The 12,811-nt window shown below is 66.8% G+C and carries 12 protein-coding genes; all 12 read right to left on the bottom strand.

Annotated elements, in window-relative coordinates; genetic code table 11:
* Positions 1-54 precede the first annotated feature (54 nt).
* Entirely contained in the window at positions 55-1,302 is a 1,248-nt protein-coding gene (locus FK527_RS00810; RefSeq protein WP_144728722.1) for an FAD-dependent monooxygenase, read from the bottom strand.
* A 14-nt stretch (positions 1,303-1,316) separates the two neighbouring features.
* Entirely contained in the window at positions 1,317-4,130 is a 2,814-nt protein-coding gene (gene acnA / locus FK527_RS00805; RefSeq protein WP_144728720.1) for an aconitate hydratase AcnA, read from the bottom strand.
* Between the two features lie 493 nt (positions 4,131-4,623).
* Positions 4,624-4,923, bottom strand: a complete 300-nt coding sequence (locus tag FK527_RS00800; RefSeq protein ID WP_144728718.1) for an H-NS histone family protein — start codon at positions 4,921-4,923, stop codon at positions 4,624-4,626.
* A 368-nt stretch (positions 4,924-5,291) separates the two neighbouring features.
* Positions 5,292-5,837: a class I SAM-dependent methyltransferase gene (locus FK527_RS00795; RefSeq protein ID WP_144728716.1), complete on the bottom strand. Its 546-nt coding sequence runs from the start codon at positions 5,835-5,837 to the stop codon at positions 5,292-5,294.
* A gap of 73 nt (positions 5,838-5,910) precedes the next feature.
* On the bottom strand, positions 5,911-6,078 hold the full coding sequence (locus tag FK527_RS17175; RefSeq protein WP_186298363.1) for a hypothetical protein: 168 nt from the start codon (positions 6,076-6,078) through the stop codon (positions 5,911-5,913).
* 15 nt (positions 6,079-6,093) lie between these two features.
* On the bottom strand, positions 6,094-7,323 hold the full coding sequence (locus tag FK527_RS00790; RefSeq protein WP_246072612.1) for an MFS transporter: 1,230 nt from the start codon (positions 7,321-7,323) through the stop codon (positions 6,094-6,096).
* Positions 7,324-7,348: 25 nt separating this feature from the next.
* Complete coding sequence (gene dut / locus FK527_RS00785; RefSeq protein ID WP_144729384.1) at positions 7,349-7,798, bottom strand: dUTP diphosphatase; 450 nt, start codon at positions 7,796-7,798, stop codon at positions 7,349-7,351.
* A 78-nt stretch (positions 7,799-7,876) separates the two neighbouring features.
* Positions 7,877-9,100: a bifunctional phosphopantothenoylcysteine decarboxylase/phosphopantothenate--cysteine ligase CoaBC gene (gene coaBC, locus FK527_RS00780; RefSeq protein ID WP_186298347.1), complete on the bottom strand. Its 1,224-nt coding sequence runs from the start codon at positions 9,098-9,100 to the stop codon at positions 7,877-7,879.
* Between the two features lie 25 nt (positions 9,101-9,125).
* Entirely contained in the window at positions 9,126-10,343 is a 1,218-nt protein-coding gene (locus FK527_RS00775; protein WP_246072611.1) for an NAD(P)H-dependent flavin oxidoreductase, read from the bottom strand.
* A gap of 122 nt (positions 10,344-10,465) precedes the next feature.
* A complete protein-coding gene (locus FK527_RS00770; protein ID WP_144728714.1) occupies positions 10,466-11,458 on the bottom strand; it encodes a Bug family tripartite tricarboxylate transporter substrate binding protein in 993 nt (330 codons plus the stop codon).
* A gap of 84 nt (positions 11,459-11,542) precedes the next feature.
* Entirely contained in the window at positions 11,543-12,286 is a 744-nt protein-coding gene (locus FK527_RS00765) for a glycosyltransferase (protein ID WP_246072610.1), read from the bottom strand.
* A 21-nt stretch (positions 12,287-12,307) separates the two neighbouring features.
* Positions 12,308-12,781 (bottom strand): YhbY family RNA-binding protein, encoded by a 474-nt coding sequence (locus tag FK527_RS00760; protein WP_144728712.1) that lies wholly within the window; start codon positions 12,779-12,781, stop codon positions 12,308-12,310.
* Between the last annotated feature and the right edge of the window lie 30 nt (positions 12,782-12,811).

Genomic DNA, 12,811 nt, shown 5'->3' with positions numbered 1-12,811 from the left:
GAATGGGGCCGAAATGGCGGGCCGGCCCCCGCAGCGGCGCAGACCCGCGAGAACTCACACGCCGCGCAATGCGCCCACACTGCCCACACCGCCCCCGTACAACCATGGTTGGTCGAGCAATTGCGCGCCCAGCAGGCGCAGCGCCCCGTCGCGCGCCCAGCGCAGGGGCCCGCGCACGTGAAAGATCTGGCCGTTGCGCACCGCGCGCGCCTGCACGCGCGCCGCGCGCTGCCAGCGGTTGAGCGCATAGCGGCGCAGGCGCAAGGGCAATTCCAGCGCGTCCATGGCCAGTGCGCGCTCGAGCTCGGCCGCATCCTCGATGGCCATGCCCGCACCTTGCGCGAGGTAGGGGCGCATGGGATGGGCCGCGTCGCCCAGCAGCGCGACCAGACCGCGCGCCATCTCGTGCGGCCCGCGCAACGGCGGGCGGTCGCACAGCGGCCACAGGCGCCAGCCGCAACCCGCCGCGGCCACGCCGTGCACGAGGTGCTGCAGCGCGCTGCAGCTGCCGTGCAGCGCGGCGGCGAGGTCGGCGGCGTTCGCGGCGTGGTCCCAGGATTCGAGGTCTTGCGGCGCTGGGCCTTCGACGATCACCACGAGGTTGTGCAGCTCGCCGCGGCGCACCGGGTAGTGCACCGCGTGCAGCCGCGGGCCAAGCCAGAGCGTGACCTGCGCTGCATAGTCGCGCCCCGCAAAGCCCGGCAAATCCGCCAGGGCCTGCTGCGGCACGAGCGCGCGGTAGGCGAGGTGCCCCGAGACGCGCGGGGGCATGTCGCCGAGCAGCTGCGCGCGCGTGCGGCTCCACAGGCCGTCGGCGCCGAGCAGCGCATCGCCTTCGATCGGCTTGCCGGCGCTGCCGTCGCCGGTCAAGGTGACGGTGACGGCGCTGCCGTCGTCGCTGAAGCGCTCCAGGCGCTGGCCCAGATGCAGCGCGATGTCCGGGTGCGCGCACGCCGCGGCGTGCAGCAGACCGTGCAGATCGGCACGGTGGATGGTCACATACGGCGCGCCGTAGCGCTGCTGCATCGTGGCACCCAGCGGCAGCACCGCGAGCGCATGCCCCGAGAGCGCGCAGCGCACCTGGATGCGCTGGGGCAGCGCCGCCACGGCCTGCAGCGCCTGCCCTAGCCCCCAGCCGTGCAGGATACGCACGACGTTGGGCCCGAGCTGCACGCCCGCGCCGACTTCGCTGAACGCCGCAGTACGCTCATAAAGGCGCACCTGCCAGCCCGCGCGCGCCGCGGCGAGCGCACCTGCCAGGCCGCCGATGCCGCCGCCCGCGATCAGCAGTTGTTTTTGCATACGCGCACTTGTTCTCAGGCAGCCAGCAGCTGGCGCAGCACGAAGGGCAGGATGCCGCCCGCGCGGTAGTAGTCCACCTCGATGGGCGTGTCTATGCGCAGCGTCACGCGCACCTGCTCGCGCGTGCCGTCGGGGCGGTGGATCACCAAGGTGGCGTCGCTTTGCGGCGTGAGCGCCGGGTCGGGCAGCACGTCGATGACTTCGCGGCCCGTGAGCCCGAGCGATTGCCACGAATCGGCGCCCTGGAACTGCAGCGGCAGCACGCCCATGCCGACCAGGTTGGAGCGGTGGATGCGCTCAAAGCTGCGCGCCACCACGGCCTTGATGCCCAAGAGCTGCGTGCCCTTGGCCGCCCAGTCGCGGCTCGAGCCCGTGCCGTATTCCTCGCCCGCGAACACCACCGTGGGCGTGTGCTCAGCCTGGTAGCGCATGGCGGCGTCGAAAATGAACATCTTTTCACCCTGCTGCGGGCCGGGGTTTTGGTAGAGCGTGAAGCCGCCCTCCTCGCGCGCGCCGTCGGGCAGCGGCGGCAGCATGAGGTTCTTGATGCGCACGTTCGCGAAGGTGCCGCGCATCATGACCTCGTGGTTGCCGCGGCGTGCGCCATAGCTGTTGAAGTCCTCTTTCTTCACGCCGTGCGCGAGCAGCCATTGCCCCGCGGGCGAGTTGACGGGGATGGAGCCCGCGGGCGAGATGTGGTCGGTGGTGATCGAGTCGCCAAACAAGGCCATGATGCGCGCGCCGCGCACGGCGATGGAATCTGCATCATTTTGGCCTTTTACGCCCGCCCCGCCTGCGCTGACAGCTCCTTGATCGAGAGTAAAGTTGGCGAAAAACGGTGGTTCGGCGATGTAGGTGCTGGGCGGCCAGGTGTACGTCGTGCCTTGCACGCCCTGGATGTTTTGCCACAGCGCGCCGGGGTCGGACTGCAGCTTGGCGTAGTTGGCGCGGAACGCCTCGCCGTTGAGCGCGAAGCGCAGCAGCGCGTGGATTTCTTCGCTGCTGGGCCAGATGTCGCGCAGATAGACGGCGCGCCCGTCCTTGCCCTGGCCGAGCGGCTCGCGCGTCAAGTCGCGCAAGAGCGAGCCGGCAATCGCATAGGCCACGACCAGCGGCGGGCTCGCGAGGTAGTTGGCTTTGAGGTTGGGGTGGATGCGCGCCTCGAAGTTGCGGTTGCCCGAGAGCACTGCCGCGCACACGAGCTTGTGCGCCGTGATGGCCTCGTTGATCTCGGGCGCAAGGTCGCCCGCGTTGCCTATGCAGGTGGTGCAGCCGTAGCCCGCGAGCGCAAAGCCGAGCTGCTCGAGGTAGGGCAGCAAGCCCGTCTGCGTGAGGTATTCGGTCACCACCCGCGAGCCCGGCGCGAGCGAAGTCTTGATGTGCGGCGGCACCGTAAGGCCGGCCTCCACGGCCTTTTTGGCGAGCAGGCCCGCCGCGAGCATCACGCTCGGGTTGGAGGTATTGGTGCAGCTCGTGATCGCGGCGATCAGCACGTCGCCATTGGCTAGCGTCACGTCGGCGGCGCGCTGCGTGGGCAGCGCCTGGGCGCCCACGTGCACGGGGTAGCGCTCGCGCAGCTGTTCGGCCGGGCGGTTGAAGCCGTTTTCGGCTGCGGGCTTGCTGAACAGCTCGGTGAACTGCGCCGCCACCTGGGCGAGCTCGACGCGGTCTTGCGGGCGCTTGGGGCCGGCCAGACTGGGCGCGATACTGCCCAGATCGAGCCGCAGCACCTGCGAGTATTCGACCTCGCCCGCGCCCGGCACGCCGAACAGCCCCTGCGCCTTGAAGTAGGCTTCAAAGGCCTCGATCTCGTCGGCGCTGCGGCCCGTGCCGCGGAAATACTCGATGGTCTTTTCATCGACCGGGAAAAAGCCCATGGTCGCGCCGTATTCGGGCGCCATGTTGCCCAGCGTGGCGCGGTCGGGCACCGAGAGGGTGCGCGCGCCTTCGCCGAAAAATTCGACGAACTTGCCCACCACCTTGTGGCGGCGCAGCAGTTCGGTCACGGTGAGCACCAGATCGGTCGCCGTGACGCCCTCGCGCAGCTGGCCCGTGAGCTCCAGCCCCACCACGTCGGGCGTGAGGAAATACACGGGCTGCCCGAGCATCGCAGCCTCGGCCTCGATGCCGCCCACGCCCCAGCCGACCACGCCGATGCCGTTGATCATGGTCGTGTGGCTGTCGGTGCCCACGAGTGTGTCGGGGTACACCACGCCGTCCGCCCCCTGGTGCACGCCACGCGCGAGGTATTCGAGGTTGACCTGGTGCACGATGCCAAAGCCCGGCGGCACCACGCCGAAGGTCTTGAAGGCCTGCATGCCCCATTTCATGAACTGGTAGCGCTCGCGGTTGCGCTGGAATTCGAGCTTCATGTTCAGATCGAGCGCATTGCGCGTGCCGTAGTAGTCCACCATGACGGAGTGATCCACCACCAGATCGACGGGCACGAGCGGCTCGATCTTTTGCGGGTCTTGGCCGAGCCGTGCGGCCGCGCTGCGCATCGCCGCCAGATCGGCCAGCAGCGGCACGCCCGTGAAGTCCTGCAGCACAACGCGCGCGACGACGAAGGGAATTTCGTCCTTGCGCTCGGCCTGCGGCGCCCAGTTCGCGAGCTGCTCCACGTGCTCAGGCAGCACCTTGCGGCCGTCGCAATGGCGCAGCACCGCCTCGAGCACGATGCGCAGCGACACCGGCAGACGCGCGATGCGCGGAAACCGCTGCGCAAGTGCAGGCAATGAATAAAAGCGCCCGGTTTTCCCCGAGGCGGTGCGGAACTCAGCCAGCACCGCCGAATACGGATGTACGAACGTGCGATCAGAAGCAGTCATCACCCATTCTCCCAATGAAACCCAAGAATCGCGCTATTGTGGCAAACCAGCATTGAGCGCAAGCGCAAAAGCCCACAAAACACCAGCCCCAACTCAGGCATGGCATATCGCGGCAGCGCCGGCGGGCTGATCTTTGCCACACACGCGCCGGTCAGCCCTGCCGCACCAAGGGCAAAAATAACGAGAATCCGCGCAAAATCAATGCAACACCCATCCCCGCGCGCCCAACCCCAGGCAAACAAAAAGCCAGACGCATCGATTGCGTCTGGCTTTTACTGCGGCACCAAAATCAGAACTCACGGTGCGCAGATGCAAGAACATGCACCAATATCCCCAACGCACCCCGATGAAACTCAAATCGCAAGGCGCTGCGCTGCCATCACCCTAATAAAAAGCCGACTTTTCCAATCGATCCTGCCAAGTTGGCCCTATCGCCACAGGACAGCAAACGGGCGCGGCGCACAGCCGCGAATCCGGACTGAAAATCAGAGGTTCAGATCAAGAACTGCTCACGATTTTCTTTGGGCATCCAGTTTGGCGGCTTGCCACGCCCCGTCCAGGTTTTGCCCGTGACGGGATCACGGTATTTGGGCGGCACCTTGGAGCCCGCCATAGGGCCGCGGCCGCGCGTGGAAGCGCGCCCGGAGGGGAACACTTCTTGCTCCGTCAAACCGAATTCAGCCACCAAAGACCGCACCTGCGCCAGGGCATCCGCCACTTCACGCTGCCGCGCTTCATTGATTTGCTGCTCGAGGGCCTCGCGTTGCTTCAAAAGTTCTTTGTAGCTGATCATGGTATCGAATAAAGAAAAATGTGGAAGGAGCGCTCATTATAAACACGGATTTTGCGCCAGGCTGAAACGCCCCCCTTCTTTGCCAAGAGAAGCCGCGATTATCGCCAGCACCCACTGGCCTTGCCAGACTTGGCCTTGCAAATGAATCGCCGCGGATTTACAAGCTAGGAGCCTGCCGGGCTTTGGGCGTCGAAAGCGAGAATGCGCCCCGGCGAGGCCAGTTTTTGCCGGATTCGCCGCCCCATAGCGGGACTATGGGGCAAGAAGACGGTAAAAAATGGGCCGCTGCGGCGCATTCGCAGCCGACGATTCCAAAGCCCGACAGGCTCCTGGCAGCCTGCCTCGGCATGGGCACTGCAAAGCATGCATCAAGATTGCAACGAATATCGCAAAGGCGCGTCGCCCGCATCCATCCCACGCACCGCGGCAATGCGCTGCACGAAGCGATCTGGTTGCGCAAGAAACCCATCCTCGTAAGCAACGATATGCAAACCCACACAGACTTGCAGCAATTCGCCCGGCCGCAGCAAAAACTCCGGCCGCGCCGGGCGCCCCACGGATTCATTGCCCTGCGCAAAGCTCTCGTAAATCAACACCCCGCCGGGCGCCAGGCTTTGCACGAGTACGGGAAACAAAGGCCGCCACAAATAATTCGTGACGACCACCGCGCCGAAACTGCGCCCGGCAAAAGGCCAGGGGCCGTTTTCGAGATCGGCGCACACCAATTCGCCCAGCCCCGTGCAGGCAGACAAGGCCTGTTGCGACATATCCACGCCAACCACCGCGTACCCCTGGGCACGCAGCCAGCGCAGGTGCCGCCCGGCCCCGCACGCCACATCGAGCACCGTGCTGCCGGACGGCACCAGATGCGTCCAACGGCATACCCAGTCCGACGGAAGCTGCGTTGCGTGCACCTGCAAATACTCCTGACAAATGAGCTGCGCGCGCTTATTCTGCCTTGGTTTTAGCTGAAAAAGACCCACAATTTCAAAAACAAGCCCACACCTGGTTCGCGAGCAGCACCATGAAGTCGGGGTTGGTGTAGCCGGCAAACGCTGCAAGCAATGCCAGGCACACCAGGCCCCAGGCCAGCCAGCGCCACCAAGGCCTTTGCCGGGTTTCAGTTGGATCGCGCCGCAACCTCATCTCGTTCATGGCTGCGCTGTACGCTCACACCGGCTGAGCCGCGCTGCGGTAGGGCGCCTCTTTGACAGGCAGGTTCACCAGCCCCGCAAACACGCCCAGCACGATCGCGATGAGCCACACGATGTCATAGCTGCCCGTGCGGTCATACAAATAACCGCCGAGCCAGACGCCGAAAAAGCTGCCGATCTGGTGGCTGAAAAACACCAGCCCGCCGAGCATTGAAAGATGCTGCACGCCAAAAATCTGCGCCACCGTGGCATTGGTCGGCGGGACGGTGGAAAGCCACAGCAACCCGATCACGGCAGAAAACACATACACCGAAAGCGGACTGAGCGGCAGCAGCAGGAACACGCCGATCGCCACGGCGCGCGCAAAATAAATGGCCGCCAGGATGAAGCGCTTGGGCATGCGCTGCCCCAGCACGCCGGCCGCATAGCTGCCCAGCACGTTGAAAAGGCCGATCAGCGCGAGCGCCTGGCTGCCCACCTGCAGCGACAAGCCATGGTCTTTGAGGTAGCTGGGCATGTGCACACCGATGAACACCACCTGGAAGCCGCACACGAAGTAGCCCGCCATCAGCAACAGGTAGCTCGGGCAGGCCAGCGCCTCGCGCAGCGCCTGCCCCGCGCTCTGCGCGCGTGGCGCGTGTGCGGCGCCCTGCATTTGCGGCTCGCGCAAGCCCCAGGCCAGCGGCACGATCAAGAGCGCCAGCAGGGCCAGGGCGAGCAGCGCCTGCTGCCAGCCCAGGTGCAAGAGCAGGTCGCCTTCCACCGGCACCATGAGAAACTGCCCGAACGAGCCCGCAGCCGCCGTCACGCCCATGGCCCAGGAGCGCTTGTGCGGCGCGATCTGCCGCCCCAGCACGCCATAGACCACGGCATACGTGGTGCCCGCCTGCGCGGCGCCGATGAGCACGCCCGCGCTCAGGGCAAACAGCAGCGGCGTGCGCGCCCAGGCCATGCCCGCGAGCCCGAGCGCGTACAGCAGCGCCCCGCCGACGAGCACGCGAAAAGCGCCAAAGCGGTCGGCCAGCATGCCCGCGAGCACGCCGAGCAGGCCCCAGGCCAGGTTCTGGATCGCGATCGCGAGCGCAAAGCTCTGGCGCGTCCAGCCCAGGTCCTGCGTGATCGGCTGCAGCCACAGTCCGAAGCCGTGGCGTATGCCCATCGACAAGGTGACGATGGCCGCGCCACAGGCGAGCACCTGCAGCATGGGCAGGCTGCCCGCAGAGGAGGAATGGTTTGCTTGTGTCATGAAAAAACCTTGCCCCCATCCACCCTCACGCCGTGCCCGTGGAGCCGTAGCCGCCCGTGCCGCGCGCGCTCGGCGCGGCGAAATCGGACACCACGTTGAACTCGGCCTGCAGCACCGGCACGATGACCAGCTGCGCAATGCGCTCCAGGGGCTGCAGCGTGTAGGCCTGGGCGCTGCGGTTCCAGGCGCTGACCATCAGCTGTCCCTGGTAGTCGCTGTCGATCAAGCCCACGAGGTTGCCGAGCACGACGCCGTGCTTGTGCCCCAACCCCGAGCGCGGCAGGATCAAGGCGGCGTAGCCCGGGTCTTGCAAATGGATGGCAATCCCCGTGGGCACGAGCGCGCAGGCGCCCGCTTCCAGCGTGAGCGGCGCGTCCAGGCAGGCGCGCAAGTCCAGGCCTGCGCTGCCGGGGGTGGCATAGGCGGGCAGCTGCTGCGCCATGCGCGCGTCCAAAATCTTCACATCGACCTTCACGGCGTCCTCTCGCAAAAAATCCGAACAAAAATGGGCACGCGCTGCGCCCCAGGCACATCGGGGCCGCACCGGGCGGTGTCAATTCCGCGGCAGGCGCGCAGCGATCTCGGCCACGAGCTGCTGCGCGAGCACGCGCTTGGACGCGCGCGGCAGCTCGCGGTGGCCATTCGCATCGACGAGCAGCAAGGCGTTGTCGTCCTGCCCGAAGGTCGCCGGGCCGATGTTGCCCACGAGCAGCGGCACGCCCTTGCGCACGCGCTTGGCGCTGGCCTGGGCGAGCAAGTCCTCGCTCTCGGCGGCAAAACCCACGCAATACAGCGCGCCGCTACGGGCCTGCGGCAGCTGCGCCACGGTCGCGAGGATGTCGGGGTTTTCCACGAAGCGCAGCAGCGGCGGCTCGCCCGAGCCGTTCTTCTTGATCTTGTGCGCCGCCTGCGTGGCCGGGCGCCAGTCGGCCACGGCCGCAGTGGCGATGAAGACCGAAGCGCTTTGCACCTGCTGCAGCACGGCGTCAAGCATTTGCTGCGCCGACTGCACGTCGATGCGCCGCACGCCGCGCGGCGTGGGCAGGTGCACCGGCCCGGCGACCAGCGTGACCTCGGCCCCGGCCGCGCGCGCCGCGCGCGCAATGGCAAAACCCATCTTGCCGCTCGAGTGGTTGGTGATGCCGCGCACCGGGTCTATGGCCTCGAAGGTCGGCCCCGCCGTGACCAGCACCTTGTGCCCGGCAAGCAGCTTGGGGGTGAAGAAAGCCGTCAACTCCTCGACCAGCTCGTGCGGCTCGAGCATGCGCCCGTCGCCGGTCTCGCCGCAGGCCTGGTCGCCGCAACCCACGCCGAGCACCGTGGCGCCGTCCTGCGCCACCTGCGCGAGGTTGCGCTGCGTCGCGGGGTGGGCCCACATCTCACGGTTCATGGCCGGCGCGAGCAGCAGCGGCACGCGCTCGCGCGGGCGCGCGAGGCACAACAGGCTGAGCAGCTCGTCGGCGCGGCCCTGCGCGAGCCGCGCGATGAAGTCGGCGCTCGCGGGCGCGATCAGCACCGCATCGGCGTTGCGGCTCAGATTGATGTGCGGCATGTTGTTGGGCTCGCGCGCATCCCACTGCGAGCCATAGACGGGCCGCCCCGACAGCGCCTGCATGGTCACGGGCGTGATGAACTGCGCCGCCGCCTCGGTCATCACCACCTGCACCGTGGCGCCCGCGCGCTGCAGCTGGCGGCACAGCTCCGCAGCCTTGTAACAGGCCACGCCGCCGCTCAGGCCCAAGACGATGTGTTTCCCCGCAAGTTCCTCATCAATCATGGCGGCGAATGTAGCAGAGCACACGTCAAAATCCCGCCTCGCGCGCCAGCTGGGCCAGCAACTGCGCCGCCGGCAGCGCACGCGCCAGCGGCGCGCCCTGCCCCGCCCAATGTGCAGCAAATTCATGCACGCCTTGCCGCGCGGCGGCTGCATGCAACTGCTTGGCCGCGTCGTAGGCCACCGGATAGGCCGGCGGTGGCGGTGCGCCTGCAGCCTCGCCCCATGCGATCAGGCGGTTGACCAGGCCGCGCGCGGGGCGCCCCGAGAGCACGCGCGTGAGCCGCGTGTGCGATGCGCGCTCACTCTGCAACTGCGCGCGGTAGGCCTCGGAGGCCGCGGACTCGGGGCACAAGAGGAACGCCGTGCCCAATTGCACGCCCGACGCACCGAGGTCGAGCGCGGCCCGAATGCCCTGCCCGTCCATGATCCCGCCGGCCGCGATCACGGGCAGGCGCGTGCGCTGCACCAAAAGCCGCACGAGCACGGCGGTGCTCAAGCCCTCGTCCTGCGCCTCGGGGTCGAACACGCCGCGGTGTCCACCCGCCTCTATGCCTTGCGCCACGATCGCATCCAGCCCTGCGCGCTCGATCTGCAGCGCCTCGTGCACATCGGTCGCCGTGGCCAGCAAAAAGATACCCGCCGCGCGCAACGCCTGAATCCGCGCCGCGTCGGGCAGCCCGAAGTGAAAGCTCACCACCGCCGGACGCAGCTGCAGCAGCAGCTCCAAAGTTTGCGCATCGTCGCGGAACGTCGGGTAGATTTCCCGCAAAGCCGCGGGCGGCGTCGCACCCACTTCGGCAAACAGCGGTGCCAGATGCTGCACCCACGCGGCTTCACGTTGGGCATCGCGCTTTGCATGGGCATGGCAAAACACGTTCACGTTGAACGGCCGGCCCGTGCGCGCGCGGGTCGCTTCGAGCATGCCGCGCGCCTGCGCGGCACTGCTCGCGCCAATGCCCAAGGAGCCTAGGAGCCTGTCGGACTTTGGGCGTCGAAAGCGAGAATGCGCCCCGGCGAGGCCAGTTTTTGCCGGATTCGCCGCCCCATAGTGGCGCCATGGGGCAAGAAGACGGTAAAAAATGGGCCGCTGCGGCGCATTCGCAGCCGACGATTCCAAAGTCCGATAGGCTCCCAGACCGCCCGCATTCGAAACCGCTGCCGCGAGCTGCGGCGTGGACACGCCGGCCATGGGCGCCTGGATGATGGGCCACTGCAGGCCGAGCCGGGTTTGCATATCCGCCATGCGTGTGCTTTCCTGTTTTCGGTGCAAGGATGACTGGACTTACGCAAACAAGGATGCCGTGAGCTGTTTTGCCTTGGGGCGAACGCCTTGCCTAACCCCGATTTGCGCAAGTCGTGGATGATTCACTGCGGCCGGAATCCGCTGCCGCGAATGATGCGCGCCCAAGCCGCGCGGTAGGCGCGTTCGCGCGCGTCGAGCTGCTCGGGTGCCATGAAGCCCACGCTCAAACCCATGTCGGTGAGCTGCTGGTGCACGTCCGGCAGGGCCAACACCTTGGCGAGCGCGCGCGAAAAGTCGGCAACGAACGGCGCCGGCACGCCACGCGGCGCCCAGACGCCATAAAAAGGCGTGTCCTCCAGCCCCGCAAAGCCCAGCTCGCCAAACGTGGGCACGTCGGGCAAGACCGCCTGGCGCTGGGCGCCGACCACGGCCAGCATGTGCAGCTTGCCGCTGCGCAAGTGCTCGATGAAGTCCGCCGACGAGCCTATGCCGGCCGGAATCTGCTGGCCCAGCATGTCGGCGATCATCGGCGCGCTCCCCTTGTAGGGCACGGCCACCAGGTCCAGCCGATAGCGTTTGGCGAGCAGTTGCACCAAAAATTCGGGCGTGGACGCCGGCGCAGGGATGCCGACGGCGCTTTTGCCGCCCTGCGCCTTCACCCACGCCACGTACTGCGCCAGACTGCGCGCCGGCGTACCGGGGGCGACGGCCAGGCCGTTGACGAAGCTGGCCACACCGCCCAGCGGCACGAAGTCGGCGTGCGGGTCGTATCCCGGATGCGCGAGCACCAGCGGCAGGATGGAAATCGTATGGTCGTGCGACAGCAGCACCGCAGTGCCATCGGCGGGCGCAGCCTTGAGCCACTGCGCCGCGAGCTGCCCACCCGCGCCGGGGCGGTTGTCCACCATGACGGGGCGCTGCAGCACGTCTTTGAGCTTTTCGGCGAGCAGGCGTGCGATCACGTCCGAGCCACCGCCGGGCGGAAAACCCACGAGGATGCGCAAGGGTTTGTCCTGCGCCGCAGCCCAAACAGTCGGCCACGCCGCAAAGACGGCAAGCGCGGCGCCAGTGGCAATGAGGCGGCGACGAGAGTCGATGGGCAGAGTGGGTGACATGGCGTTGCAACGTTCGGCTAAATTGCTGTGTTTCAGGAGCCTGTCGGACTTTGGGCGTCCACCCGTTTGCAGCGAGCGAAACCCCTATTCCTGCCAAGCCTGGGCGACCCAGGTGGCAGGCTCGATGTGGGCAAAGCGCTTGTTGCGCCTGCCGGCCAGTGCATCGGGCGGGTTGACTTCGCCATGGAAGACGATGATGCGCGCCCCTTCGGGAATGAAGGGCGCACGCCAATGGTTGCTGGGCCAGGGCGGGATGCAGTGGTACTTGAAGCTCGGGCACCATTCGGCCGGCCAGTACGAGAGCTTGCCCTGCCTGTGCAGAAAGTCGGAGAGGTAATCCTGCTCGTTGCGAAAGCGCGCCATCACCTCGTCCATGTGCGCACGAAAATGCCCCAGCACGTCGGCATGCGCGCCGAGCTCGAAACGATAGACCGACGAATTGCCCGTGACGCGCTCGCCAAAGCGCCAAAAACGCGGGTAATCGCGGATGATGAAAAACGCGCCCGCTTGCGTGAAAAAGTCGTCGAGGCTGCCGACGACGACCACGTCCAGGTCCAGAAACAGCGCCGTGCCGCGCAAGCCGTACAAGTCGGCTTCGAAGGTGGTGAGCTTTTTCCAGGCGCCGTCGCGCTGGCCCGGGGCCAGGTGCAGGTTCAGCGGCGGGATAGCAAAGCACTGCACTTCAGGCCGGATGCCGCGCGCGTCGTCGGTCAGGCAGTTGAACTGAAACTCGCCCGAAAGATGGCGGCGCACCATGCCGTAGAGGCGGTTGACATATTCGGGGCCGTACTTGGTGCCCCATTTCATGCACAGGATGTGACGCTGCATGGCGGGTTCGTTCACACCTTCTCAGCCCTGCTGCTTTTTGATGGACTTGGGCTTGCGCTTTTTCGCTCGCTTGATCTTGCCCCCCGGCGTCAGGCGCTGGTTGCCGAGCACGCGCAGACGCTGCACCTCGGGCTTTTGACCGCCGCGCTGGCTGAACTTGAGCACCTTGACCTCGCGCGGGCCGGGCATGCGATTTTCGTCGCTCTGGCGCTCCTTGGGGGGCACGGGACGCCACAGCACGAGCAATTTGCCGATATGCTGCACGGGCGCGGCGCTGAGCTCGTCGGCAAGTTGCTGATACATCAGCTCGCGCGCGGCGCGGTCGTCTAAAAAGACGCGCACCTTGATCAAGCCATGGGCCGTCAGTGCGACATCGATTTCTTTTTTGACGGCGGCGGTGAGGCCGTCGGCACCGACCATGACCACTGGCTCCAGATGGTGGGCCAGTGCGCGTTGTTCCCGGCGCTCGGCCGGGGTCAGTTGAATTTGCGGCATGGGCTGTATTATCCTAATTCCGGCAGCCCA

The organism is Extensimonas perlucida (assembly GCF_007655255.1).
Classification (GTDB): Bacteria; Pseudomonadota; Gammaproteobacteria; order Burkholderiales; family Burkholderiaceae_C; genus Extensimonas; species Extensimonas perlucida.
Note: the sequence above shows the minus strand (reverse complement) of the source record. Positions and strands in the feature narration are given on the sequence as shown.

Bases quoted from the DNA above. Each gene is read 5' to 3' on its own strand.
- FK527_RS00810 (WP_144728722.1), bottom strand. From the start codon at position 1,302: ATGCAAAAACAACTGCTGATCGCGGGCGGCGGCATCGGCGGCCTGGCA.
- acnA (WP_144728720.1), bottom strand. From the start codon at position 4,130: ATGACTGCTTCTGATCGCACGTTCGTACATCCGTATTCGGCGGTGCTG.
- FK527_RS00800 (WP_144728718.1), bottom strand. From the start codon at position 4,923: ATGATCAGCTACAAAGAACTTTTGAAGCAACGCGAGGCCCTCGAGCAG.
- FK527_RS17175 (WP_186298363.1), bottom strand. From the start codon at position 6,078: ATGAACGAGATGAGGTTGCGGCGCGATCCAACTGAAACCCGGCAAAGG.
- FK527_RS00790 (WP_246072612.1), bottom strand. From the start codon at position 7,323: ATGACACAAGCAAACCATTCCTCCTCTGCGGGCAGCCTGCCCATGCTG.
- coaBC (WP_186298347.1), bottom strand. From the start codon at position 9,100: ATGATTGATGAGGAACTTGCGGGGAAACACATCGTCTTGGGCCTGAGC.
- FK527_RS00775 (WP_246072611.1), bottom strand. From the start codon at position 10,343: ATGGCGGATATGCAAACCCGGCTCGGCCTGCAGTGGCCCATCATCCAG.
- FK527_RS00770 (WP_144728714.1), bottom strand. From the start codon at position 11,458: ATGTCACCCACTCTGCCCATCGACTCTCGTCGCCGCCTCATTGCCACT.
- FK527_RS00765 (WP_246072610.1), bottom strand. From the start codon at position 12,286: ATGCAGCGTCACATCCTGTGCATGAAATGGGGCACCAAGTACGGCCCC.
- FK527_RS00760 (WP_144728712.1), bottom strand. From the start codon at position 12,781: ATGCCGCAAATTCAACTGACCCCGGCCGAGCGCCGGGAACAACGCGCA.